Source organism: Bradyrhizobium sp. cf659 (genome assembly GCF_900113725.1).
Lineage (GTDB): Bacteria > Pseudomonadota > Alphaproteobacteria > Rhizobiales > Xanthobacteraceae > Bradyrhizobium.
This window is the reverse complement of sequence record NZ_FOQJ01000007.1, coordinates 212035-237736: the sequence shown is the minus strand read 5'-3', so window position 1 is coordinate 237736 and position 25702 is coordinate 212035. Positions and strand designations below refer to the sequence as shown.

Sequence of the window (25702 nt, the reverse complement as noted above, 5' to 3'; positions counted from 1 at the left end):
GCGATCCTGGTGCTGTTGACCCAGATCATGGTCTGCCCCGCCGGCAGGCTGCGCGCCGTCGCAGGTTACCTCGGGCCGGGATATGCCGCCTACTTCGTGGCCGCGTCGATCGAGTTGAACTTGTTGTTCAGGAGCGCGCTGCCCGTGTTGTTCACGACGGTGACGATCACTAGCGCGATGCCGGCGGCAAGCAGGCAATATTCGATAGCGGTAGCTGCGCTTTCATCGGCAAGAAATGACCTGAGCAATGCCATCGTCAACTCCCGTTCATCCGTCCAACGTAGGCTGGCGCCGTTTTCGGAATGGTAAATTGATTCACTAACTTTTGCAGGGCGCGCGTCAAATTGCAGGCGGGGGCGGACCGCGACCTCAGGCCTTATATGCTGGCATTTATTGAATTAAGGTTTCGTCACCCAATTCGGGTGGATTTGACGGCGTCGTCGCTTTCAGGACTCGATTGCGCGTCCAGGAGCGGCCTTGCCGGGGCGTCTCAGCGCCGCCGCGAGGCGCCCGACCAGATAGCTCATGACGCGCGGCTGTGACTGCGCCGCGCTGTCTGCAAGGCGCTTGTCCTCGCTCGTGTCGTTCACGAGGCCGATGTAGTTCTTTCTGGCGTCCTGCTGCTGCACCGCGTGCAAACCCCGGTTCGATCGACCGCGCGACCTTGTGGTGCGCAACGGGAATCGACGGTTAATTTTGTCTTCCGTAGGATTACCTGGTGCCTCGCGGGCGGGCGCTGAAAGCGATGGCGCCGCTTAACGGATTGTTGAGGCTATGTCTCAGCAGCGCAAATGCCGCAAGGCGACGCCGCGCCAGGCGGGGCTTACTTGCGACCGACGTCCGCGTTCAGCGCCCGCAACATCGCGATGCGGGCGAACATCGTCCAGCCGCCGCCCGTCTCGGCCGCGTGGATCAGGGTCTCGATCGCGGTCTGCCAGTGGCTCGCGTGCTGCGCGTCCTCGGGCAGCTGCATGATGTGATCGGCCGCCTGTTGCAGCGTCCGCAGCTTGCGCCCGTTGCGCAACGAGATCGGATCGTCGAACGGCGCCGACCAGGGCATGTCAGGCAGGCCGACCGGCGAGGGGAGACATCACGGCGCGATCGTCAGGTGCGTGCTGCTAGCCGGCCTTCTTCGCCCGCGCCGGCGCGCGCACCGGCTTGTCGGCCTTCTTTGCAGCGTCCTTGGGGGCCGTTTTCGCCGCAGCCTCCTTGCCGCCCTTGCCTGATATCGGCAGCAGCATCTCGCGCTGGCCTTCGACGCGCTTCTTCGGCTTCTTGCCCTTGACGGCCTCCTTGGCGACCTTCGCGGCTGGAGCTGTGTCCTTCTCGCTCGCGAGGCTCTTCTTCAGCGCGTCCATCAGGTTGATGACGTTGCCGCCCGTCTTCGGCGCCGCCTTGGCCGCGATCGGGGCGCCCGCGCGCTTCTTGTTGATGAGGTCGATCAGCGCGGCCTCGTAATGGTCCTCGAACAGCTCGGGCTCGAACGCGCCGGACTTCTTCTCGACGATGTGCTTTGCAAGGTCGAGCATGTCCTTCGTCAGCTTCACGTCCTGGATGTCGTCGAAATATTCCTTCTCGCTGCGGACCTCGTAGGGGTAGCGCAGCAGCGTGCCCATCAGGCCGCTCTCGAGCGGCTCCAGCGCAATGATGTGCTCGCGATTGGTCAGCACCACGCGGCCGATCGCGACCTTGTCCATGCTGCGGATGGTCTCGCGGATCACCGCAAAGGCGTCGTGGCCGACCTTGCCGTCGGGCACGAGATAATAGGGGCGGATCAGATAGCGGTTGTCGATGTCGGCCTTCGGCACGAACTCGTCGATCTCGATCGTGTGCGTGGAGTCGAGCGCGATGTCGTCGAGCTCGTCCTTGGTGACCTCGATATAGGTGTCGGTGTCGACCTTGTAGCCCTTGACGATGTCCTCGGAGGTCACCTCGTCACCGGTCTCGGCGTCAACCTTGAGGTACTTGATCCGGTGGCCGGTCTTGCGGTTGATCTGGTTGAAGGAGACCTTCTCAGTATCCGAAGTAGCCGGATAGAGCGCGACCGGGCAGGTCACGAGCGACAAACGCAAAAAACCCTTCCAATTGGCGCGGGGGGCCATGGGCTACTCCAAACGCAACGGGGACAGACTTATGAGGATACCATCGGGGAACACCGAATCATACTCGGCTCGGTGTGGAATCTTGCAACTGCGTTAACCGGCCGCCCCGGGTGCGGCTGCTGCCCGAGCCCACCGCAAAAGTCGGAACATCGTATCGGATCGGGCGTTGGCTAAGGACACAGGGCCGTGAGGAGGTTGCGGTCATCGGAGGCGAGACGCAGAGATTGAGGGCATCATGGCAACCACGCGAGACCAGCATCAGATCGTCGAAACTGCAACCGAGGCGCGCCAAGGCGAGCCCGGGCCGTCGGTGGCCGCGCTGCTCGCCATCTCGACCGGGCTCGCGATCCTGATCCTCGCCGTCATCTGGTTCGTATTCTTCCGGACCTGACGGCCGGATCCGGACGTCCCGGACCTTCCGACTCGCCGCGTAACGCGGCACATTGCGCCCGCCATGCCGCCGGCTCGTCCGGTTGCCTGGCGGGCGCAGTCGCGTCGGCGCGCGACAGGGCGTATATGACCAAAAAGTAACGCGGCCGGTTCCCCGCGTTCATATTCAGTTCACGCCGGAATTGCTCATCTGAGGCTGTCATTCATGCGGCCCATCTTTGGAGAGAAGCGTGCGCCTGCTCGTTGTTGAGGACGACCCCGATCTCAATCGCCAGCTCACCAAGGCGCTGACGGACGCCGGCTATGTCGTCGACCGCGCCTTCGACGGGGAGGAGGGGCACTATCTCGGCGACAACGAGCCGTACGATGCCGTCGTGCTCGACATCGGCCTGCCGAAGAAGGACGGCATCTCGGTGCTGGAGGCCTGGCGCCGCAACGGCCGCACCATGCCGGTCCTGATCCTGACCGCGCGCGACCGCTGGAGCGACAAGGTCCAGGGCTTCGATGCCGGCGCCGACGACTACGTCGCAAAGCCGTTCCATCTGGAGGAGGTGCTGGCCCGCATCCGTGCGCTGCTGCGCCGCTCGACCGGTCATGCCCAGAGCGAACTCAGCTGCGGCCCGGTCACGCTCGACACCAGGACCGGCCGGGTCAGCGTGTCCGGCAATCCCGTCAAGATGACCTCGCACGAATATCGGCTTCTGGCCTACCTGATGCACCATTCCGGGCGCGTCGTCTCCCGCACCGAGCTGGTCGAGCATCTCTACGACCAGGACTTCGACCGCGACTCCAACACCATCGAGGTCTTCGTCGGCCGCATCCGCAAGAAGCTCGACGTCGACATCATCCAGACCGTCCGTGGCCTCGGCTATCTCCTGACCCCGCCGCCCGCTCCGGGCGCTTGAGGCCTGCTCGGGCTTGACGGGAGGCCGAACAGGGGGCCTTGGTCCGGTTATGACGTCCGACGCCCTGCCATCCTGTGCCTTCCGGGATCGTTCCGATGGCCGCTAGCTCGCTTGCGAATCGCCTGTTCCTGTCGGCGACGGCGTGGCTCGTGGTGATCCTGGCCATCACCGGCGTGGTGCTGTCGTCGGTCTACAAGAACGCGACCGAGCGCGCCTTCGACCGCCGGCTCAATCTCTATCTCCGCACGCTGATCGCGGAGGTCGCGACCCCGGACGAGCCGCCGGACCGCCAGTTCCAGTCGCTCGGCGAGCCCCTGTTCGAGCTGCCGCTGTCCGGCTGGTATTGGCAGATCACGCGCACCGACACCGAAAAGCCGGAAGTGCGCTCCTCGCGCTCGCTCTGGGACAAGAAGCTGCCGAAGCTGGAGGAGCAGGGCGCCGAACTCACCGCCGCCGGCATCCGGCTCGGCTATGTCGACGGTCCCGAGGGACAGAACCTGCGGATGGTGGAACGGCCGGTCGATCTCGGCGCCGACGGCAAATATCTGGTCAGCGTCGCCGGCGACGACACCGAGATTTTCGACGAGACGCGCAGCTTCGACTACTATCTCGGCGGCACCTTCACCGCGCTCGGCATCGTGCTGCTGTTGACCACGGTGTTCCAGGTGCGCTTCGGCCTCGCGCCGCTCAAGCGCATCTCGGAATCGATCGCCGACATCCGCTCCGGGCGGGCGGAGCGGCTCGAGGGCGAATTCCCGGTCGAGATCGCGCCGCTCGCGCGCGAGACCAACGCGCTGATCGACGCCAATCGCGAGATCGTCGAGCGCGCGCGCACCCATGTCGGCAATCTCGCCCATGCGATCAAGACGCCGCTTTCGGTCATCGTCAACGAGGCCGGTGTACACGCCGCCGATCCGTTCGCGGCCAAGGTGATGGAGCAGGCGGACGTGATGCGCGACCAGGTCGCCCATCACCTGGAGCGGGCGCGCATCGCCGCGCGCGTCTCGGTCGTCGCGACCGTGACGGAGGTGGCGCCCGCCATCGAGGCGTTGCGGCGGACGATGGAGAAGATCCACCGCGACCGCGGCATCATGGTCGAGGCCAAGGCCGATCCGTCGGCAAAATTCCGGGGCGAGCGGCAGGATCTGGAGGAGATGGTCGGCAATCTCGTCGACAATGCCTGCAAATGGGCGGCCTCCCGGGTCTTCATCGAGGTGTTGGTGGAAGCGCCGCACCAGGCAGGCGCGGGTCCGCGCCTGCGGATCATCGTCGATGACGATGGCCGCGGCCTGTCGGAGGCGGAGCGCACCCAGGTCTCCCGGCGTGGCCAGCGGCTCGACGAGTCCAAGCCCGGCTCGGGGCTCGGGCTCTCCATCGTGGTCGACCTTGCCGCGCTCTATGGCGGCAGCCTCTCCCTGGGCGGGGCGCCGATTGGCGGCTTGCGGGCCGAGTTGGTTCTCCCCGGAATATAATCCTTTGTTCCAACAGGATTTTTTGGTTCCGGAACCGCCGACCCGCAAGCAAACGGGAGGATTCGAGGCAACGTCCTCAACGGCTTCTTAAGGCGCAGCCTCCTATGATCGCGCCCGGACGCATCCCATGTCCGCCACTTTACCGTGCATTACCCGGGCGCATGAGCCAGACATCGATCGAGCGGCTGAGGGAATATCTCGCGCAGCTCCCGCCGCAGTCGCAGGCGCTGCTGATGCGGGAGTTCGAGCGCGCGCTCGAGCGCGGCCAGGACACGGCTGTGGCGACCCTCGTGCTCGAGCAGCTGCGCAAGATCGTCCGCAAGACGGAAGCCGACGAAACCCCGCCACCGCGCACGGACGACCTGTCGCGGCTCCTGTTCCAGGTGCTGGAACCGTTCCTCGTCGAGGCGGGCGCGCCGATCCGGGTCGGACAGATCCGCCGCTCATCGCTGCATCCGATCTGGCAATGGCTCGGCCGTGACGGCGCTCCGGACAAGGTGAACGAATTCGAGGCGGCGCTGGCGCGCATGCCGGCTGCCGACAGTGCAGGGCAGGTCGAAGCGCTCGCCCAGAAGCTCCAGGCCGTGGCCGCGGACGCCATCTTCCAGCTGACGGGGTCGGGCGGCGGCGACAAGTCGCGCGCGCTGGCCCGCGTCGGGCCGCCCAACGTGATCGAGGACCTCTATTCGGTCGGGGCGGTGCTCCAGGTCCGGGACGCCATCGCCACCCTGAACGAGAAGCTGCCGCGCTTCCTGCGCGCCTTCGGCGACTCCCAGATCGCCTCGGTGACGTCGGCGCTCAACATCCCCGTCCTCCAGACGCCGCAGATGCTGCCCTTCGCGCTGTCGATCGTCGTGCAGCGCATGACCGCGCCGTGGCAGATCATCCGCCTCGCCATCAAGATTGCCGCATCGGACGACGAGATCCGCGTGGCGGCAACACCCTATGGCGTCGCCGTCACGATCGCGCTGCACGATCTGTCCTGCGTGGCCGCGATCCTGCGCATGGACATCAAGCGCGGCCATTTCGACAACGTCGCCGACAATCTCAAGGCGCTGCATGACGGCGTGCGCGGCCTGCGCACCGAGCTCGACCTGCGCAACGATTCCGCCTGGGGCAAGCAGCTGACCTCGATCCGGGCCGATATCTCCAATGCGCTGCAATCCGAGATCGACAGCGTTCCCGGCCGCGTTCGCCGCATCCTGCGCCAGCGCCCCGAGAAGGACATTCCGCCGGGCGCGCGGATCGACAGCACCGAGGTGGAGGAAACCGCGGCGCTGATCGATTTCGTCGCGACCTGCCGCAACTACGCCAGCGAGCTCGCGATCAACGAGGTGACGCTGCGCACCTATTCCGACCTGCAGCAATATGTCGAGCGCTCGACCGAGCAGCTGGTGCAGTCGCTGCGCGCCGCCGATCACAAGGTCCGCACCTATCGGCAGCAGCAGGTGCAGGCCGCGATTCGCTTCTGCCAGGTGCTGTTCGGCGATGATTACGCGTCGCTGATGAGCCGCGCTGCGGAGAACGCACTCACGGGCGAGCGCAAATCGTCGCGCGCAAGCTGATTCAAGCGCATATTTTTGTGATCACAATTTGTAGTTGACGCTGCCGGTGACGGGCCCTACGGTCCCGGTGCAAGTCTGGGGAATTTCTATTTGTGGGCGCATGAAACCCGTTATCAGCTCCATCGAAATCGACAACCGCGTCATTGTTGCCAAATATCAAAGACTGATGGTCGGCGCGAAGGTGGTGCTGGTCGAGAAGGCAAGCGGTCGGCAACTGGCTGAGACTGTCACCAGGGTTGCATCTCCGGTTCCGGTCGGAGCGTTGCGCATCAGATTGCCTGACGCCATCGAGCCGGGAACATACTTTCTGAAGGCCTTCAACGGTCACGGCGAGCACGCCGCTCGGAGCGTGGACTTCGAGATCGGCTAAGCCGTTGGATTTTCGTCGTTTCGGGGCTGTGGCCGGTCGCGCCGATTGACAATTGTCAATTGCCGCATCGTCCGGCCGTGGTGTAAAGCCACCTGTGGGCGCGGGTAGCGCGCTGCCGGAAGCTTGCCAGATGACGTTATGGTTCGTGTTCGCGCTGATGACGGTCGCGGCGATTTTCGCCGTGCTCTGGCCGCTCGGCCGCAGTGCGCGCGCGCAAAATCAGGGCAGCGAGGTCGCGGTCTACAAGGACCAGTTGACCGAGATCGAGCGTGACCTTGCCTCGGGACTGATCGCTGCGCCTGAAGCCGAGGCCGCGCGTGTCGAGATCAGCCGCAGGCTGCTCGCTGCCGCCGGCAGCGAGTCCGCGTCGGAGCCGACCTCGAGCCTGAAATGGCGCCGCACGGCAGCCGTGCTGGCGCTTGTCGGCCTGCCGCTCGTTGCGATCGGCGTCTACATGCCGCTCGGCTCACCCCGGCTTCAGGACTTTCCGCTGGCGCAGCGGGAGCGCGGGTCCGGTTCCGGCATGGCGCGATCGCTGGAGAACCTCGTCGTGCAGGTCGAGCAACATCTGGAAAAGAATCCGACCGACGGACGCGGCTGGAACGTGCTCGCGCCGGTGCTGGAGCGGCTCGGCCGGTTCGACGATGCGGTGCGGGCCTATCGCAACTCGCTCACCTACAATGGTGAGAGCCCGGAGCGCAGATCCGATCTCGGCGAAGCAATCTCGGCCGCTGCGGGCGGCGTGGTGACCGCCGAGGCCAAGACCGAGTTCGAGCGCGCGCATGCCCTGAACGCGGACGATCCCAAGGCGAACTACTTCCTCGGTCTCGCCGCCGAGCAGGACGGCCGCAAGGACGATGCCGCCACCATCTGGCGCGCGCTGCTGGCCAAGGCCCCGGCGGATGCGCCGTGGCGGCGCCTGGTGCAGTCCTCGCTGGCGCGGGTCGGCGGCGGCGCGATGCCGGCACTGTCGGACGAGACCATTGCAGCTTCCAAGGACATGAGCGAGGGCGATCGCGGCGCGATGGTCCGCGGCATGGTCGAGCGTCTGGCGACGCGCTTGAAGCAGAACGGCGACGATGTCGAGGGCTGGTTGCGCCTGGTGCGCGCTTATCTCGTGATGGGCGATCGCGACAAGGCGGTCGGCGCATCGAGCGATGCCCGTCAAGCGGTCGCGAAGGATGGCGAACGGCTCCGCCAGCTCAACGAAGGCCTCAAAACTCTCGGGCTTGACGGATGACGATGTCAGGACGAGACCAGCGGAAAACGGATACGCCATGACCCGCAAGCAGCGACGCATGACCATCATCGGCGGCTCGCTCGCCGTGCTCGCGCTCGCCGCCGCGCTGGTGCTCAACGCACTGCGCGACTCCATCGTGTTCTTCTCGACCCCGACCATGGTCGCCGAGAAGCACGTCCAGGCCGGCAAGCGGTTTCGCCTCGGCGGCCTGGTGCAGCCGGGCTCGCTCCAGCGTGGCGACAATCTCGCGGTGAGCTTCGAGGTCGCCGACGGCAACGCCAAGCTGCCGGTCGCCTACAAGGGCATTCTGCCCGACCTGTTCCGCGAAGGGCAGGGCGTTGTCGCCGAAGGCGCGCTCGATGCCAACGGCGTGTTCAAGGCCGACACCGTGCTTGCCAAGCACGACGAGACCTACATGCCCAAGGACGTCGCAGACGCCTTGAAGAAGCAGGGACACTGGAAGGACGATTACGGCGGAAAGCCTGCGGCCACGACAGCGCAGGGCAACCCGCAAGGAGCGGTGCGGTGATCGCGGAATCCGGGCATTACGCGCTGGTGCTGGCGCTCGGGCTGGCGCTGATCCAATCCATCGTGCCGCTGATCGGCGCGCGGCTGCGCGACGATGCGCTGATGAACGTGGCGCGCTCCACCGCGCTGGCGCAGTTGCTGTTCGTCGGCGCCTCGTTCGTGGCGCTGGTGATGCTGCATGTGAATTCGGATTTCTCCGTCGCCAACGTCTACGAGAATTCCCACTCCATGAAGCCGCTGCTCTACAAGATCACCGGCGTGTGGGGAAATCATGAAGGCTCGATGCTGCTGTGGGTGTCGATCCTGGCGCTGTTCGGCGGATTGGTCGCGGCATTCGGCAACAACCTTCCGCTGTCGCTGCGCGCGCATGTGCTCGCCGTGCAGGCCTGGATCGCCAGCGCCTTCTATCTCTTCATCCTGGTGACCTCGAACCCGTTCCTGCGTATCGCCAGCCCGCCGATCGAGGGACGGGATCTCAACCCCGTGCTGCAGGACATCGGTCTCGCCGTGCATCCGCCGATGCTCTATCTCGGCTATGTCGGCTTCTCGATCTCGTTCTCCTTTGCCATCGCGGCGCTGATGGAGGGACGGATCGACGCCGCCTGGGCGCGCTGGGTGCGGCCGTGGACGCTGGTTGCCTGGATCTTCTTGACGCTCGGCATCGCGATGGGGTCCTACTGGGCCTATTACGAGCTCGGCTGGGGCGGCTGGTGGTTCTGGGATCCGGTCGAGAACGCCTCGCTGATGCCGTGGCTTGCCGGCACCGCGCTGCTGCATTCGGCGCTGGTGATGGAGAAGCGCAACGCGCTGAAGGTCTGGACCATCCTGTTGTCGATCCTGACCTTCTCGCTGTCGCTGCTCGGCACCTTCCTGGTGCGGTCCGGCGTCATCACCTCCGTGCACGCCTTTGCCACCGATCCGACCCGCGGCGTGTTCATCCTGCTGATCCTCTGCCTGTTCATCGGCGGCAGCCTGTCGCTGTTCGCGGGCCGCGCGACGTCGTTGAAGCAGGGCGGCCTGTTCGCGCCGATCTCGCGCGAGGGCGCACTGGTGCTGAACAATCTGCTGCTGACCGTCGCCTGCGCGGTCGTGCTGTTCGGCACGCTCTATCCGCTGGCGATGGAGATGCTCGCCGACTTCAAGATGTCGGTCGGCGCGCCGTTCTACAACCTCACCTTCGCACCGTTGTTCACCCTGCTGCTGCTCGCCGTACCGTTCGGGCCGATGCTGGCGTGGAAGCGCGGCGATCTGCTCGGCGTCACCCAGCGCCTGCTCGCGGCTGGCGTTGCCGGGCTCGTTGTCATCGCGATCGTCTGGGCCTGGACGCGTGGTGGCAGCGCGCTGGCGCCGCTCGCGATCGGGCTTGGCGTCTTCGTTATTGCCGGCGCCGTCACCGATCTGGTCGAGCGGACGGGCCTGGTTCGTCTGCCGTTCGCAACGGTGCTGCACCGGGCACGCGGCCTGCCACGCTCGGCCTGGGGCGCGGCGTTGGCGCATGCCGGCCTCGGCGTCGCGCTGATAGGGATCGTCTGCGAGACCACCTGGAACAGCGAATATATCGCGACGATGAAGCAGAGCGACGTCGCCCAGGTCGCCGGCTACGACGTGAAGCTCGACGGCCTGTTCCAGCGTCAGGGCCCGAACTACCGCGAGATGATCGCCGAGTTCAACGTCAGCCGCAACGGTGAGACGCTGAGCGTCATGACGCCCTCCAAGCGCAGCTTCACCACCCGCGGCTCCTCCACCACGGAAGCCGCGCTGCTGACCCGCGGTGCGAGCCAGCTCTACATCTCGCTGGGCGATGCCAACGCTGAGGGCGCGATTGCCGTGCGCATCTATCACAAGCCGCTGGTGCTGCTGATCTGGTGGGGTCCGGTGCTGATGGCCTTCGGCGGCGTGCTGTCGCTGTCCGACCGCCGCCTGCGGGTCGGCGCGCCAAAACCGGCGCGGGCCAAGCAGCGCCTGCAGCCGGCGGAGTGATCCGATGCGCCGGATGATGGCCGCGTTCGTCGCGCTTGCGCTGCTGGCTTCGCCCGCGGTGCATGCCGTGCAGCCCGACGAGATCATGTCGGATCCGGCAAAGGAGACGCGCGCGCGCGACTTGTCGCGCGAGCTGCGCTGCATGGTCTGCCAGAACCAGTCGATCGACGATTCCGATGCGCCGCTGGCGCGCGACCTGCGGCTCCTGGTGCGCGAGCGCATCGCGGCCGGCGACAGCAACTCGCAGGTGCTCGACTTCCTGGTCGCGCGCTATGGCGAGTTCGTGCTGCTCAAGCCGCGCTTCGAGCGGCAGACCATGCTGCTGTGGCTGCTCGGGCCGTTGCTGCTGATGGGCGGCGGCCTGGCGCTGTGGCTGCAAATCCGGCGTCGCTCGCGGAGCGGTGCAGACGTACCGGCGCCGCCGCTCACGCCCGATGAAGAGGCGAGACTCGCGGCATTGATGTCGGACGAGGCCAAATCCTCCTAGCTGCTTCAAGTCGTCCCGCCTGCGTAGAGCTACGTAGGGCGCCGGCCGCCGCCCGCGTGTTTCATGCAATGTTGACCTTTGTCTGGAAGCTTGTCCCGAGATTTGATTCCAGACTCTGAGCTCCCCGATGTTCGCGAACAGCAATCTGACGATCCGCTTCCTGGTCGGCGCCGTCGTCGCTGCACTATTGTTCCTGCTGGGCATCGGCGGCGGCACCGGATTCGTCGCGGTGCTCTATCTCAACAACGAGATCACCAGCCTGTCGTCGGACTTTGCTGCGCTGAGCGGGCCCGCGCGCGATCACGCGATGCTGATCTACCAGCAGGCACAGGCCGCATTCTCCTATTTCCTGATCGCCTGCGGGGTGATCGCGGTCGTCGCCTGCGCGATCTGTCTCACGACCTGGTTTGCCGTGCGCAACGGCATCCTCAGTCCCTTGGCGGCGATCGTGCATGCCATGCGCGAGGTCGCCGACCAGAAGTTCGAAACGCCCGTGCCGGGGCTCGGCGGCACCAACGAGATCGGCCTGCTCGCCGGCGCGCTGGAGGTCTTCAAGACCAATGGGCTCGAACGGCGCCGCCTCACCGAGCAGCAATTGCGTGAAGCGCAGCACCAGGCCGAGCGGTCGACATTCCTGGACGCCCGGATCAAGCGCTTCAACGACCTCGTCGCCAGCGTCGTCGACAGCGTGGCCTCGTCGGCCGTGCATCTGAAGAGCAACGCCGAGACGCTGTCGCGGACGGCCAACGACACCAGCACCAAGGCCAATGCGGTGGCGAGCGGAGCGAGCCAGGCCAGCGCCAGCGTCCAGACGGTCGCGGGCTCCGCCGAGGAGATGACGAATTCGATCGGCACGATCAGCCGCCGCGTCACCGATGCGACCCAGCGCGCCGAGGGCGCGGCGGCGCAAGCCGAGAAGAGCCGCGACACCATCCACACGCTGTCGGATGCCGCCGATAAGATCGGCGAGGTCGTGCAGCTCGTGCAGGCGATCGCATCGCAGACCAACCTCCTGGCGCTCAACGCCACCATCGAGGCGGCGCGGGCAGGGGAGGCCGGCAAGGGGTTTGCCGTCGTCGCCTCCGAGGTGAAGAGCCTCGCGCACCAGACCAGCAAGGCGACCGAGGAGATCACCTCCCATGTCGCCAGCATCCAGGGCATCACCGCGGAGACGCGCGAGGCGATCGACGGCATCTCGAAGACGCTGTCGGAGATCTCGTCGATCATGTCCGGCATCGAGGTCGACACCGCCCAGCAGCGCAACGCCACCCAGGACATCTCGCGCAGCGTTCAGGACGCCGCGCGCGGCACGCTCGACGTGTCCAATCACATCGTCCAGATCACCTCCACCTCCGCCGAGACCGGTCGCATGGCGGCCGAGGCCCGGGATTCCGCCGTCGATCTGTCGCAGCAGGCCGAGACCCTGAAGCGTGAAGTCGACGAGTTCATCGTCAGCGTCAGGGCGAGCTAAGGCCGCCAAAAACCTGGTTCGGCGGCCGGTCACCGGAACTTGAATAAGTTCCTGTAAGACCACAGCTTTCGGTCTGCGCTGAACTGCCGCATCAGCATCGCCCCTTCATTACGAAAGTTTAACCCCGCCGCCAGCGCACGGTAAGGCGGGAGTCCCCATCTTCAGGTCCGCAAGGTGCTGGCATCCGGCACCAAATCGATTTCAAGGCCCTGGAGATATCTGCATGACCGAACGTCCCGACCTTTCGAACCTTCCGTCCTACCGGCAGCCGCGCCGGTCGGTCTTCTCCGCGCGCAAGATCGCGCTGATGGCCTCGGTCGTCGCCGGCCTCGGCGCCGCCGTCTACGGCTTCAGCCCGTCGGTGTCGCCGGCCGACCTGTTCTCCACCCCGGCGCATGCGCAGGTCAACAACGAGGTCCGGAAGGTCGAGCGCCCGGTCGGTTTCGCCGACATCGTCGAACGCGTGAAGCCGTCGGTGATCTCGGTGAAGGTCAACATCAAGGAAAAGACCGCGAGCAACGATGACGGCGACGATTCCTCCTCGCCGTTCCAGCCGGGCTCGCCGATGGAGCGCTTCTTCCGTCGCTTCGGCGGTCCGGACGGCATCCCCGGTCTGAAGGGCGGCGGTCGTGGCCGTGTCGTGCAGGGCCAGGGCTCGGGCTTCTTCATCTCGGCCGACGGCTTTGCCGTGACCAACAACCACGTGGTCGACGGCGCCGACAAGGTCGAGGTCACCACCGACGACGGCAAGACCTATACCGCCAAGGTGATCGGCACCGATCAGCGCACCGACCTCGCCCTGATCAAGGTCGAGGGCAGCTCGAACTTCCCGTTCGCGAAGCTCGCCGACGCCAAGCCGCGGATCGGCGACTGGGTGCTCGCGGTCGGCAATCCCTTCGGTCTCGGCGGCACCGTGACCGCCGGCATCGTCTCGGCCAGCGGCCGCGACATCGGCAACGGTCCCTATGACGATTTCATCCAGATCGACGCGCCCGTGAACAAGGGCAATTCCGGCGGTCCCGCCTTCGACACCAACGGCGAGGTGATGGGCGTCAACACCGCGATCTACTCGCCCTCCGGCGGCAGCGTCGGCATCGCGTTCTCGATCCCGGCCAACACCGTGAAGACGGTTGTTGCCCAGCTCAAGGACAAGGGTTCGGTCAGCCGCGGCTGGATCGGCGTGCAGATCCAGCCGGTGACGTCTGATATCGCCGACAGCCTCGGCATGAAGAAGGCCGAAGGCGCGCTGGTGGCGGAGCCGCAGGCGAACGGTCCGGCCGCGAAGGCCGGCATCGAGTCCGGCGACGTGATCACCTCGGTCAACGGCGAATCCGTCAAGGATGCCCGCGAACTCGCCCGCACCATCGGCGCCATGGCGCCCGGCGCGACCGTGAAGCTCAACGTGCTGCACAAGGGCCAGGACAAGGTCGTGAACCTCACCCTCGGCCAGCTGCCGAACACGGTCGAGGCCAAGGCCGACATCGACAATGACAGCGGCAAGGGTGCGAGCAAGGGCACCGACGTGCCCAAGCTCGGCATGACGGTTGCGCCCGCCAATTCCGTGGCCGGCGCCGGCAAGGAAGGCGTCGTGGTCACCGAAGTCGATCCGAAGAGCGCCGCGGCCGAACGCGGCTTCAAGGAAGGCGACGTGATTCTCGAAGTCGGCGGCAAGAGCGTGAGCACCGCCGGCGATGTCCGCGACGCCATCAACACGGCGCGGACCGACAGCAAGAACAGCGTCCTGATGCGCGTGAAGAGCGGCGGCCAGTCGCGCTTCGTCGCGATTCCCCTCGCCAAGGGGTAACCCTCAGGAGGCCTACGCAAAGAAGGGTGTCGCCCGGCATCAGTCGCCCCAGCCGCCGACGCCCTTCGGGGGAGCAGCGTAACGTTCGCTTCCCCAATCTACCTTCCGGTGGAATACGCCCCCCTCCGTCGGAAGGCCTAGGGCGGTGAGGTCCCCCCAGCTTCACCGCCCGCCTTTTTCTCGACCCGAGACTCCCCCACTCGGCTTGCATGCGATTGCCGCTCGCGCCATGTTTAGAGAAGGTTGACCTCCTTGACCGCCGCCGAACGCACGATGCGCCTCCTCATCATTGAAGACGACCGCGAATCCGCCGACTACCTCGTGAAGGCGTTTCGCGAAGTCGGACATATTGCCGACCACGCCGCCGACGGCGAGGAAGGCCTCGCCATGGCCGAGAGCGGCGATTACGACGTGCTGGTGGTCGACCGCATGCTGCCCAAGCGCGACGGCCTGTCGCTGATCGGCGCGCTGCGCGACAAGGGCAACACCGCGCCGGTCCTGATTCTCTCCGCGCTCGGGCAGGTCGACGACCGCATCAAGGGCCTGCGCGCCGGCGGCGACGATTATCTGCCAAAGCCCTATTCCTTCGCCGAGCTCCTGGCGCGGGTCGAGGTTCTGTCGCGCCGCCGCGGCGGCCCGGCCGAGGACACGCTCTATCGTGTCGGCGATCTCGAGCTCGACCGGCTCTCCCATCGCGTCGCTCGCGGCAAGGACGAATTGACGCTTCAGCCGCGCGAATTCCGCCTGCTCGAATACCTCATGAAGCATGCCGGCCAGGTGGTGACGCGCACCATGCTGCTGGAGAACGTCTGGGACTATCATTTCGATCCGCAGACCAACGTGATCGATGTGCACATTTCGCGGCTGCGCTCCAAGATCGACAAGGGTTTCGAGCGGCCTCTGCTGCACACGATCCGCGGCGCTGGATACATGATCCGTGACGGCATTCGGTAAGCTGATCCGCACCACGGCGTTCCGGCTGACGCTGGTCTACCTGTTTCTGTTTGCGATTTTCGCAGCGTCGCTGCTCGCCTATTTCGCCTGGAATACGCGGCGGCTGATCACCGAGGAAATCACGCAGACGGTGAACGCCGAGACCTCGGAGATCAACGAGATCTACGGCCGCCGTGGCCTGCGCGGCCTGGTGCTGGCGATCGAATATCGCGCGCTGCGGCCCGGCGCCAACCTCTACCTCGTGACGACGCCGACGGGGCAGGCGATCGCCGGCAATGTCGGCTCGCTCGCGCCCGGCGTGATGGCGACGCGTGGCTGGTCGGAAACCGCCTACCGGCGCATCGAGGACGCGGATGACCGCGACCATCGTGCGCTGGTGCGCGTCACCGAACTGGAGAACGGTTTCCGGCTTCTGATCGGCCGCGACCTCGCCGAGCGGCGGCGCCTGTTCGGCATCGTCGCCAAGGCCGCGCAATGGTCGATCCTGATCGTGGTCGTGCTCGGGCTCGGCGGCGGCGTCTTCGTCGCGCGCAGGGTGCTGAGGCGGATCGATGCGATGAGCGGCACGGCGCATCGCATCATGACCGGCGATCTCAGCGAGCGCCTGCCGGTGGGGCGCAGCGGCGACGAGCTCGACCGCCTCGCCGAAAACCTCAACGCCATGCTGGAGCGCATCGAGGCGCTGATGGCGGGACTGAAGGAGGTCTCCGACAACATCGCCCACGATCTCAAGACGCCGCTGACGCGCTTGCGCAACCGCGCCGAGGAGGCGTTGGCGAAATCCGGATGCGAAGCCGACTATCGCGCCGCGCTGGAGCGGACCATCGAGGAATCCGACGGGCTGATCCGCACCTTCAACGCGCTGCTGATGATCGCGCGCGCCGAGTCCGGCCAGGCGCGCGGCAACATGGACGATTTCGACGCGGCCGAAGTCGCGGGCGGCATCCACGAGCTCTACGAGCCGCTGGCTGAAGACGACGGCATGACCTTGAAGGTCAAATGCGAGCCGACGCCGGTTCACGCCAACCGCGAATTGATCAGCCAGGCGCTCGCTAATCTGGTCGAGAACGCGATCAAATACGGCAAGCCGGTCGCGCAGACCGGTGGAACCGTGGTCAGCATGGACGCCGGGCTGATCCTCATCGAGGCCAGGCGCGAGGGCGACCAGGTGCTGCTCAGCGTCACCGATCGCGGCCCCGGTATTCCCGAAGCCGATCGCAAGCACGTCGTCGAACGATTCGTGCGGCTGGAGGCCAGCCGCACGCTGCCGGGCTCCGGCCTCGGCCTCAGCCTCGCCTCCGCGGTTGCCACATTGCATGGCGGAGAATTGCGGCTGGGCGATGCCCATCCCGGCCTCGTCGCCACGCTGGTGCTGCCGGCGCGTGTGGGCGCGGGCGACAGGGTTGCTCCTCCAATACCGGATGTGCCACAGAAGGTGGCATGAACCACTCCGCGCCGGGAAACGCGGACAAGCATGGTGAGAGCCTGGCCGCGCGCTTCGTGGAGGCTCCCCATATTGCCGCTTCCACAACCGACGAACGACGTTTCGAAGCCTGGCTGGCCGAGCTCGAGCCGGCACAATCGGCTCGTCTCGAAGCGTTGCTGGTTCATCCCTTCGCCCGGAATATCCTCGCCGGCATCGCGGAATTCTCGCCCTATCTGTTCGATCTGGTGCGCGCCGATCCGCTGCGCCTGATCCGGCTGCTCGAATGCGATCCTGATACTCATCTCGCCGCACTGATCGCGGAGGCGAGAGGCGCGGTGCTCGCGGCACCTGACGAGGCCGAGGTGATGCGGCTGCTTCGCCGCATGAAGGCGGAGGCGGCGCTTCTGACCGCGCTGTGCGACATCGGCGGGGTCTGGCCGGTGATGCGGGTGACGGCGGCGCTGACCGATGTCGCGGTCTCCTCCGTGCAGGCGGCGCTTCAGTACCTGCTGCGGCAGGAAGCCGCACGCGGAAAACTTTTCCCGCCCAATCCCGAGGCACCTGAAGAGGGCTGCGGCCTGATCGTGCTGGCGATGGGCAAGATGGGTGCGGGCGAGCTGAACTATTCCAGCGACATCGACCTCATCGTGTTCTTCGATCCTGACGTCACGACGCTGGCGCCGGATATCGAGCCGCAGCCGTTCTTCGTCCGCGTGACGCAAGGCATGGCGCGCATTCTCCAGCAGCGCACCTATGACGGCTACGTCTTCCGCGTCGATCTGCGGCTGCGCCCCGATCCATCCTCGACGCAGGTGGCGATCTCACGGGACGCCGCGCTGCATTACTACGAGCGGGAAGGACGCACCTGGGAGCGCGCTGCGATGATCAAGGCGCGCGCCTGTGCCGGCGATGCCAGGGCAGGCGAGGCGCTGCTCGCCGAGATCGCCCCCTTCGTCTGGCGCAAGCATCTCGATTTCGCCGCGCTTGCCGACGTCCACGACATGAAGCGGCAGATGCAGACCTATCGCGGCCAGAGTGAGGTCGCGGTCGAAGGCCATAACGTCAAGGTCGGCCGCGGCGGCATCCGCGAGATCGAGTTTTTCGCGCAGACCCAGCAGCTGATCGCCGGCGGCCGCCATCCGGAATTGCGGGTGCGGCCGACGCTCGCCGCGCTCGATGTGCTTGCCGCCAGCAACTGGATCACCCTCGCGGCGCGTGACGAGCTCACCAGGGCATACGAATTCCTGCGCCGGGTCGAGCATCGCCTCCAGATGGTCGCCGACGAGCAGACCCATGCGCTGCCCGACGACAAGGAAGCGGTCGGGCGCTTTGCCCGGTTCTTCGGCTATCCAGATCGCGAGGCGTTTGCGCGCGACCTGCTGCGCCAGCTCGAGATCGTGCAGGGGCACTACGAGAAGCTGTTCGAGGGCGACGATCCGACCGGCACGGCAAAGCTGCCGGCGCTCGACTACAGTGCAGGTCCCGACGATCCGCGCCTGCTCCAGCACCTGACGACGCTCGGCTTCAAGAAGCCTGCCGCCGTGGCGCAGACCGTGCGCGACTGGATCACGGGCGACTATCGCGTATTCCGCAATGAGGCGACACGAAGCGCCTTCATCGAATTCGTGCCGGCCCTGATCGACGGCCTCGCCCACGCCGAGGAGCCGGACCGCGCCGTCGTGGCGTTCGATCATTTCCTTGGGGCGCTCCAGCGTGGCGGCCGGCTGATCACGCTGCTTGGCCAGAACCGCGATCTCGTCGCGCTCGTGGCGCTGGTGCTGGGCGCGGCGCCGCGGCTCGGCGAGATGCTGGCGCGGCAGCCGCAGCTCATGGACGGGCTGATCGATCCGCGCTTCTTCGGCGCGATGCCGGACAGGCGGGAATTGTCGGGGCGGCTCGCCGCCACCGTGCACGATGCCGCCTCATATGAGGAATTCCTGGATCGCCTGCGCCTGTTCGGGCAGGAGAGCCTGTTCCTGATCGGCACGCGCATCCTCTCCGGCACGGTCTCGGCGCAGCAGGCGAGCACGGCCTTTGCCGACGTCGCCGAAGGCGTCGTCCACACCGTGCACGGTCTCGTCGCCGATCGTTTTGCCGCCCAGCACGGCCGGATCAAGGGGCAGGAGACGGCGATCATCGCGATGGGCCGGCTCGGCAGCCGCGAGATGACCGCCTCGTCCGATCTCGACCTGATCCTGCTCTACGATTTCGACAGCGAGAATCCGGACTCGGATGGGCCGAAGTCGCTTCAAGGCGCGCATTATTTCGCCCGCTTCACCCAGCGCCTGATCAGCGCCTTCACGACGCGCACCAATTGCGGCGTGCTCTATGAGATCGACATGCGGCTGCGCCCGTCGGGGGGCGCCGGCCCCGTGGCCTCGAGCCTCGCCTCCTTCGCGGATTACCAGGCCAACGAGGCCTGGACCTGGGAGCACATGGCGCTGACGCGCGCGCGCGTGGTGTCGGCTTCATCTGAATTCGGCGACCGGATCGCGCGCGTCATCCGCGATGTCCTGACCCGCCGCCGCGATCCCGCGATCATCGCCAACGACGTCGCCGACATGCGGCGCGCGATCGGTCAGGAGAAGGGCGAGACCGATTATTGGGATCTCAAATACGCCGCCGGCGGCATGATCGACATCGACTTCATCGCGCAATATCTCCAGCTCGTGCATGCCCATCACAAGCCGGATATCCTCGACGTCAGTACGCTTCAGGTGCTGGACAATGCGGCCAGGCTCGGTGTGCTGCCGCAGTCGGAGGCCGAGATCCTGGGCGCCGCAGCGCGGCTCTATTACGACCTGACGCAGATCCTGCGGCTGTGCGTCAGCGACGGCTTCAAGCCGGAAACCGCCGGCACCGATCTCCAGCGCGTGATGGCGCGCGCCGGCGATGCGCCGGACTTCTCGTCGCTGGAGGCGCGGGTAAAGGAGACGCAGAGCGAGGTGCGGCGCGTGTTCAGGGCGCTGTTGGAAGCGACGTCGCCTGCTTCAGCGAGGTGATGGCCTCGCGCACGTTCGGCTCCAGGCCAGCGCCGCCCGTGTCGAGATGGGCGAAGATCGCGCGCTTCATCCGGGGATCCCAGAATTTCTTGATATGCTCGGCGATTCCCGGCACGGCCTTGTCGTGGCCCTGGCTCTGGAAGAACCTGCCGATCTGGTTGGCCATGTAGATCAGGCGGTCAGGCGACATCGGCAACCTCCGTGGCATGGCAGGCGACGATGCGGCCGCCATGCGTAAACACTTCGAATCCGTCTTGCCGGGCAATGGCGATCAGCGTGATGCCGGCGGCTTCGGCCGTGCGGACCGCGAGCGCGGTCGGCGCGGAGACCGCGACCATCAGCGGCGCGCCGATCGCGGCGGTCTTCTGCACCATCTCGACCGAGACGCGGCTCGTCAGCAGCACCATGCCGCCGCGCGCATCCGTCCGGCTGCGCGCCAGCGCACCTGCGAGCTTGTCCAGCGCGTTGTGGCGGCCGACATCCTCGCGCAGCGCGGCGATGTTGCCGGCAGGGGACCAGAACGCAGCGGCGTGAACGGCGCGGGTTTGCATGTTGATCGATTGGAGCGGTGCGATGGCCTGCATCGCCGTCATGATCTGCCCGGGCGTGAAGGTCTGCCCCTGCGGCACGACGGCCGCAGGCCGCACGGCTTCGGCAATGGACTCGATGCCGCAGATGCCGCAGCCGGTCGGGCCGGCGATATGACGCCGCCGTTCGCTGATGCGCGCGGCTTCGTCCGGCGCAAGCCACATGCGCAGCTCGATGCCGTCGTCGAGGCGGACGATATCGAGCGAGCGGATGTCGTCGACCGATCTGACGATGCCTTCGCTGAGGCTGAAGCCGACGGCGAAGTCTTCGAGGTTCTGCGGCGTCCCCATCATGACGGCATAGGTGCCGCCATTATAGGTCAGCGCCAGCGGCGTCTCCTCCGGGATCAGCCGCGCCCCTTCGGACGCCGCGCCGTCGCGCCAGATCTCGCGGTCGATGGCCTGAACCGGCACGTGCATGCGGTTACTCCGCGGCTTCGGCGGGCGCGATGCGGCGGGAGTGCCGCGCCTGCGCGTCATAGGACTTCTGCCAGTCGGACGGGCCGTTCGACGGCGAAATCTGTACCGCCGTGACCTTGTATTCGGGACAGTTGGTGGCCCAGTCCGAATAGTCGGTGGTGATCACGTTGGCCTGCGTGTCCGGATGGTGGAAGGTGGTGTAGACGACGCCCGGCGCGACGCGATCGGTGATCTCCGCACGCAGCGTGGTCTCGCCGGCGCGGCTCTTCAGCCGCACCCAGTCGCCGTCGCGCACGCCGCGTTGCTCGGCGTCGTGCGGGTGGATCTCCAGCCGGTCCTCGGCATGCCAGACCACGTTCTCGGTGCGCCGGGTCTGCGCGCCGACATTGTACTGGCTGAGGATGCGCCCCGTCGTGAGCAGCAGCGGGAAGCGCGGGCCGGTACGCTCGTCGGTCGCGACATATTCGGTGACGATGAACTTGCCCTTGCCGCGAACGAAGCCGTCGATATGCATCACCGGCGTGCCCTCGGGCGCCTTCTCGTTGCACGGCCACTGCACCGAGCCGAGCTCGTCGAGCTTGGCATAGGAGACGCCGGTGAAGGTCGGCGTCAGCGCCGCGATCTCGTCCATGATCTCGGAGGGGTGGCTGTAGTTCATCTCGAAGCCCATCGCCTTGGCAAGGCCGATGGTGACCTCCCAGTCGGCCATGCCGTTCTTCGGCGTCATCACCTTGCGCACGCGCTGGATGCGGCGTTCGGCGTTGGTGAAGGTGCCGTCCTTCTCGAGGAAGCTCGAGCCGGGCAGGAAGACGTGGGCGTAGTTCGCAGTCTCGTTCAGGAAGAGGTCGTGGACGATCACGCATTCCATCGCCGACAGCGCCGCCACGACGTGCTTGGTGTTGGGATCGGACTGGAGGATGTCCTCGCCCTGCACATAGATGCCCATGAACGTGCCCTCGATCGCGGCATCGAACATGTTGGGGATGCGCAGGCCCGGCTCGGGGTTGAGCTTGACGTTCCAGAGCGCCTCGAACTGGTCGCGCACGGCATCGCCCGAGATGTGGCGGTAGCCGGGCAGCTCATGCGGGAACGAGCCCATGTCGCAGGAGCCCTGCACGTTGTTCTGGCCGCGCAACGGGTTCACGCCGACGCCGGGACGGCCGATATTGCCGGTCGCCATCGCGAGGTTGGCGATCGCGATCACCGTGGTCGAACCCTGGCTGTGTTCGGTGACGCCGAGACCGTAATAGATCGCGCCGTTGCCGCCGGTGGCGTAGATGCGGGCCGCTTCGCGCAGGGCCTTCGGATCGACGCCGGTGAGGATCGCGGTCGCTTCCGGGCTGTTGTTCGGCTGGGCGACGAAGGCGGCCCATTCCTCGAACTCGGTCCAGTCGCAGCGCTCGCGCACGAAGGCTTCGTTGACGAGGCCCTCGGTGACGATGACATGCGCCAGCGCAGTCACGACCGCGACGTTGGTGCCGGGCATCAGCGGCAGATGCAGCGCCTTCACATGCGGCGATTCCACCATCTCGGTGCGGCGCGGATCGATCACGATCAGCTTTGCGCCCTGGCGCAGCCGCTTCTTCAGGCGCGAGGCGAAGACGGGGTGTGCGGAGGCCGGATTGGCGCCGATGATGACGGCGACGTCGGTGTTCTCCACGGAGTCGAAGTCCTGGGTGCCGGCCGAGGTGCCGAAGGTCTGCGACAGGCCATAGCCGGTCGGCGAATGGCAGACGCGGGCGCAGGTGTCGACATTGTTGTTGCCGAAGCCGGCCCGGATCAGCTTCTGCACCAGATAGGTCTCTTCATTGGTGCAGCGGGACGAGGTGATGCCGCCGATGGCGTCGCGGCCGTACTTCTTCTGGATGCCGCGCATCTTCGCCGCAGCGAACGAGAACGCTTCATCCCAGGACACCTCGCGCCAGGGATCCTCGATCCGTTCGCGGATCATCGGCTTGAGGATGCGTTCCTTGTGGTTGGTGTAGCCCCAGGCGAAACGGCCCTTGACGCAGGAATGGCCGCGATTGGCCTTGCCGTCCTTATACGGCACCATGCGAACGACTTCCTCGCCGCGCATCTCGGCCTTGAAGGCGCAGCCGACGCCGCAATAGGCGCAGGTGGTCACGACCGAATGCTCGGGCTGGCCGATTTCGATCACCGACTTCTCCGTCAGTGTCGCGGTCGGGCAGGCCTGCACGCAGGCGCCGCAGGAGACGCATTCGGAGCCGAGGAAGCTTTCGCTCATGCCGGGCGAGACGCGGCTGTCGAAGCCGCGGCCGGAGATGGTCAGCGCGAAGGTGCCTTGCACCTCCTCGCAGGCGCGGACGCAGCGCGAGCAGACGATGCACTTGGAGGGATCGTAGGTGAAGTAAGGGTTGGACTCGTCCTTCGGCATCCAGTTGTCGTTGGTGCAGCCATCCGTCTTGGCGAAGACGTGGTTCTCGCCCTCATAGCCGTAGCGCACGTCGCGCAAGCCGACGGCGCCGGCCATGTCCTGCAACTCGCAATCGCCGTTGGCGCCGCAGGTGAGGCAATCGAGCGGATGGTCGGAGATGTAGAGCTCCATCACGCCCTTGCGCAGCTTCTTCAGCCGGTCGGTCTGGGTGTGGACGACGAGGCCCGGCATGACCGGCGTGGTGCAGGAGGCCGGCGTGCCGGCGCGGCCCTCGATCTCGACGAGGCAGAGGCGGCAGGAGCCGAATGCATCGACCATGTCGGTCGCGCAGAGTTTTGGGATCTGGTGACCGGCTTCCATCGCCGCGCGCATGATCGAGGTGCCCTCGGGCACCGAGATCTCTTTGCCGTCGATGCTCAGCGTCACCATCGTTTCCGATTTGGCGCGCGGCGTGCCGAAGTCGATTTCTTCGATCAGAGACATTGTCGTTCTCCTATTCCGCGGCCTGAAGCGTGGTCGGCGCCGGGACGAAATCCTCCCGGAAGTGCTTCAATGCGCTGAGCACAGGGTAGGGCGTGAAGCCGCCGAGCGCGCAGAGCGAGCCGAATTTCATGGTGTTGCAGAGGTCTTCGACGAACGCGAGGTTTTCGCTGACGCGCTCGCCGTTGATGATCTTCTCGATGGTCTCGACGCCGCGGGTCGAGCCGATGCGGCAGGGCGTGCACTTGCCGCAGGATTCGACGGCGCAGAATTCCATCGCAAAGCGCGCCTGCCTGCGCATGTCGACGCTGTCGTCGAACACGACGATGCCGCCATGGCCGATCAGCCCGTCACGCGCGGCGAAGGCCTCGTAGTCGAACGGCGTGTCGAACAGCGCGCGGGGGAAGTAGGCGCCAAGGGGCCCGCCGACCTGCACCGCGCGGACCGGACGGCCCGTGAGCGTGCCGCCGCCGATGTCGTCGACAAGCTCGCCCAGCGTCACGCCGAACGCGGTCTCATACAGCCCGCCATGGCGGACGTTGCCGGCGAGCTGGATCGGCATCGTGCCGCGCGAGCGGCCCATGCCGAAATCGGCATAGGCCTTGGCGCCTTCGGCGAGGATGAAGGGGATCGCCGCGAACGACAGCACGTTGTTGATCACGGTCGGCTTGCCGAACAGGCCGTGATGGGCCGGCAGCGGCGGCTTGGCGCGCACGATGCCGCGGCGGCCTTCGAGGCTCTCCAGCAGCGACGTTTCCTCGCCGCAGACATAGGCGCCGGCGCCGACGCGGACTTCGAGGTCGAAGCTGCAGGTCGAGCCGCCGATCTTGTCGCCGAGATAGCCGCCGCGCTTCGCAGCCTTGATGGCCGCATTCATCGCCTCGACCGCGTGCGGATATTCGCTGCGGATGTAGATGTAGCCCTTGGACGCGCCGACGGTGATGCCGGCGGTGGTCATGCCCTCGATCACCAGGAAGGGATCGCCTTCCATGATCATGCGGTCGGCGAAGGTACCGCTGTCGCCTTCGTCGGCGTTGCAGACGATGAACTTGCGGTCGGCCTTGGCCTGGGCAACCGTCTTCCATTTGATGCCGGTCGGAAAGCCCGCGCCGCCACGGCCGCGCAGGCCCGATGCGGTGACCTCGGTGAGGATTGCGTCCGAGCCGAGCGACAGCGCGCGCTCCAGGCCCTTGTAGCCGCCATGGGCGCGGTAGTCGTCGAGCGAGCGCGGGTCGATCACGCCGCAGCGGGCGAAGGTGAGGCGGGTCTGGCGCTTCAGCCAGGGAATCTCGTCGGTCGCCCCTAACCGCAGCAGATGCGGCGTGTTGCTGGCGAGCGCGTCGAGCAGGGAGGGCACATCGGTCTCGGTGACCGGGCCGAACGCGATCCGGCCCTGCGGCGTCGCGACCTCGACCAGCGGCTCCAGCCAGTACATGCCGCGCGAGCCGGTCCTGATAATCTCGACGGTGACGCCGCGCTTGGCCGCGGCCTGTTCTAGCGCCAATGCAACTTCATCGGCGCCGACGGCCACCGCACCCGCGTCGCGTGAGACGAAGAGACGCATGCTCATCGCTGCGCCTCCGCAACCAGCGCATCAAGGCGCTTCTCGTCGAGCCGGCCGACGAGGCGGCCGTCGAGCATCGCGGACGGTGCGGTCGCGCACAAGCCGAGGCAGTAGATCGGCTCCAGCGTGACGCGATCATCGGCCGTCGTGTTGCCGAGCGACACGCCGAGCCTGGCCTCGGCACGCGCCGCCAGCGCATCGCCGCCCGCAGCCTGGCAGGCCTCGGCGCGGCAAAGCTTCAGCACATGGCGGCCGGCCGGCTTGTGCCTGAAATCATGGTAGAACGTGAACACGCCATGCACTTCGGCGCGCGACAGATTGAGCGCCTGCGCCACCATGGGAATGGCCGCCTCCGGCACATAGCCGAACGCCTCTTGAAGGGCGTGCAGGATGACCAGCGTCGCGCCCTCCTGCCTTGCATGTTCGGCGATGATCTCGGCGCCGCGCGTCTCGTTCCAAGGCTCGTAACAAGGCTCGTAAACCGCTGTCATTCTTCGTTCTCAAATTGAGCGTTCCTGCATCGCAAACTATTTGGAATCATTCGAAGATCAATAAAGCTG

23 protein-coding genes are annotated in these 25702 nt (G+C 66.3%); 14 read left to right on the top strand and 9 right to left on the bottom strand.

What is annotated here, in order from left to right; genetic code table 11:
- Positions 1 to 89: 89 nt before the first annotated feature.
- From BM118_RS26875 to ku, 4 genes are all read right to left on the bottom strand, one after another.
- Positions 90 to 254, bottom strand: coding sequence for a Flp family type IVb pilin (locus BM118_RS26875; RefSeq protein WP_092188956.1), 165 nt, complete (start codon positions 252 to 254; stop codon positions 90 to 92).
- Positions 255 to 446: 192 nt separating this feature from the next.
- A complete protein-coding gene (locus tag BM118_RS26870) occupies positions 447 to 629 on the bottom strand; it encodes a hypothetical protein (protein WP_092189169.1) in 183 nt (60 codons plus the stop codon).
- 194 nt (positions 630 to 823) lie between these two features.
- A complete protein-coding gene (locus BM118_RS26865) occupies positions 824 to 1060 on the bottom strand; it encodes a hypothetical protein (protein WP_092188954.1) in 237 nt (78 codons plus the stop codon).
- A 58-nt stretch (positions 1061 to 1118) separates the two neighbouring features.
- Entirely contained in the window at positions 1119 to 2102 is a 984-nt protein-coding gene (ku, locus tag BM118_RS26860) for a non-homologous end joining protein Ku (RefSeq protein ID WP_092188952.1), read from the bottom strand.
- 235 nt (positions 2103 to 2337) lie between these two features.
- Between ku and BM118_RS41750 the strand changes: the two genes are divergently transcribed.
- From BM118_RS41750 to BM118_RS26795, 14 genes are all read left to right on the top strand, one after another.
- Positions 2338 to 2493 carry a hypothetical protein gene (locus BM118_RS41750; protein ID WP_165448146.1) on the top strand — a complete coding sequence of 52 codons (156 nt, stop codon included), beginning with the start codon at positions 2338 to 2340 and terminating at the stop codon, positions 2491 to 2493.
- A 229-nt stretch (positions 2494 to 2722) separates the two neighbouring features.
- A complete protein-coding gene (locus BM118_RS26855; protein ID WP_011085905.1) occupies positions 2723 to 3397 on the top strand; it encodes a response regulator transcription factor in 675 nt (224 codons plus the stop codon).
- Positions 3398 to 3492: 95 nt separating this feature from the next.
- Positions 3493 to 4869 (top strand): sensor histidine kinase, encoded by a 1377-nt coding sequence (locus tag BM118_RS26850; RefSeq protein WP_092188950.1) that lies wholly within the window; start codon positions 3493 to 3495, stop codon positions 4867 to 4869.
- Between the two features lie 161 nt (positions 4870 to 5030).
- Positions 5031 to 6434, top strand: coding sequence for a hypothetical protein (locus BM118_RS26845; protein WP_177234718.1), 1404 nt, complete (start codon positions 5031 to 5033; stop codon positions 6432 to 6434).
- Between the two features lie 100 nt (positions 6435 to 6534).
- A complete protein-coding gene (locus tag BM118_RS26840) occupies positions 6535 to 6804 on the top strand; it encodes a hypothetical protein (protein ID WP_177234717.1) in 270 nt (89 codons plus the stop codon).
- Between the two features lie 130 nt (positions 6805 to 6934).
- Positions 6935 to 8044: a c-type cytochrome biogenesis protein CcmI gene (gene ccmI, locus BM118_RS26835; RefSeq protein ID WP_092188946.1), complete on the top strand. Its 1110-nt coding sequence runs from the start codon at positions 6935 to 6937 to the stop codon at positions 8042 to 8044.
- Positions 8045 to 8081: 37 nt separating this feature from the next.
- Complete coding sequence (ccmE, locus tag BM118_RS26830; RefSeq protein ID WP_092188944.1) at positions 8082 to 8573, top strand: cytochrome c maturation protein CcmE; 492 nt, start codon at positions 8082 to 8084, stop codon at positions 8571 to 8573.
- Positions 8570 to 10552, top strand: coding sequence for a heme lyase CcmF/NrfE family subunit (locus tag BM118_RS26825; RefSeq protein WP_092188942.1), 1983 nt, complete (start codon positions 8570 to 8572; stop codon positions 10550 to 10552). The genes ccmE and BM118_RS26825 overlap by 4 nt, the downstream gene beginning before the upstream one ends.
- Before the next feature lie 4 nt (positions 10553 to 10556).
- Complete coding sequence (locus BM118_RS26820; protein WP_092188940.1) at positions 10557 to 11039, top strand: cytochrome c-type biogenesis protein; 483 nt, start codon at positions 10557 to 10559, stop codon at positions 11037 to 11039.
- Positions 11040 to 11166: 127 nt separating this feature from the next.
- The gene (locus tag BM118_RS26815) at positions 11167 to 12510 is read left to right on the top strand and encodes a methyl-accepting chemotaxis protein (RefSeq protein WP_092188938.1); all 1344 of its coding nucleotides are present in this window, start codon (positions 11167 to 11169) and stop codon (positions 12508 to 12510) included.
- A gap of 223 nt (positions 12511 to 12733) precedes the next feature.
- Positions 12734 to 14314 (top strand): Do family serine endopeptidase, encoded by a 1581-nt coding sequence (locus BM118_RS26810; protein ID WP_092188936.1) that lies wholly within the window; start codon positions 12734 to 12736, stop codon positions 14312 to 14314.
- Between the two features lie 273 nt (positions 14315 to 14587).
- Positions 14588 to 15268, top strand: a complete 681-nt coding sequence (locus tag BM118_RS26805; RefSeq protein ID WP_035965648.1) for a response regulator transcription factor — start codon at positions 14588 to 14590, stop codon at positions 15266 to 15268.
- Positions 15252 to 16712, top strand: coding sequence for a sensor histidine kinase (locus BM118_RS26800; RefSeq protein WP_092188934.1), 1461 nt, complete (start codon positions 15252 to 15254; stop codon positions 16710 to 16712). The genes BM118_RS26805 and BM118_RS26800 overlap by 17 nt, the downstream gene beginning before the upstream one ends.
- Positions 16709 to 19696 carry a bifunctional [glutamine synthetase] adenylyltransferase/[glutamine synthetase]-adenylyl-L-tyrosine phosphorylase gene (locus tag BM118_RS26795; protein WP_092188932.1) on the top strand — a complete coding sequence of 996 codons (2988 nt, stop codon included), beginning with the start codon at positions 16709 to 16711 and terminating at the stop codon, positions 19694 to 19696. The genes BM118_RS26800 and BM118_RS26795 overlap by 4 nt, the downstream gene beginning before the upstream one ends.
- On the opposite strand, the gene BM118_RS26790 is transcribed toward BM118_RS26795, so the two are convergent.
- The 5 genes from BM118_RS26790 to BM118_RS26770 are packed head-to-tail and all read right to left on the bottom strand — an operon-like array spanning position 19653 to position 25633.
- Positions 19653 to 19886, bottom strand: a complete 234-nt coding sequence (locus BM118_RS26790) for a formate dehydrogenase subunit delta (RefSeq protein WP_177234716.1) — start codon at positions 19884 to 19886, stop codon at positions 19653 to 19655. The genes BM118_RS26795 and BM118_RS26790 overlap by 44 nt on opposite strands.
- Entirely contained in the window at positions 19876 to 20703 is an 828-nt protein-coding gene (fdhD, locus tag BM118_RS26785) for a formate dehydrogenase accessory sulfurtransferase FdhD (RefSeq protein WP_092189163.1), read from the bottom strand. Before fdhD ends, BM118_RS26790 begins: the two co-directional genes overlap by 11 nt.
- 4 nt (positions 20704 to 20707) lie before the next feature.
- Positions 20708 to 23581, bottom strand: coding sequence for a formate dehydrogenase subunit alpha (gene fdhF / locus BM118_RS26780; RefSeq protein ID WP_092188930.1), 2874 nt, complete (start codon positions 23579 to 23581; stop codon positions 20708 to 20710).
- 10 nt (positions 23582 to 23591) lie between these two features.
- A complete protein-coding gene (locus BM118_RS26775) occupies positions 23592 to 25148 on the bottom strand; it encodes a formate dehydrogenase beta subunit (RefSeq protein ID WP_092188928.1) in 1557 nt (518 codons plus the stop codon).
- The gene (locus BM118_RS26770; protein WP_027547229.1) at positions 25145 to 25633 is read right to left on the bottom strand and encodes a formate dehydrogenase subunit gamma; all 489 of its coding nucleotides are present in this window, start codon (positions 25631 to 25633) and stop codon (positions 25145 to 25147) included. The genes BM118_RS26775 and BM118_RS26770 overlap by 4 nt, the downstream gene beginning before the upstream one ends.
- Positions 25634 to 25702 lie beyond the last annotated feature (69 nt).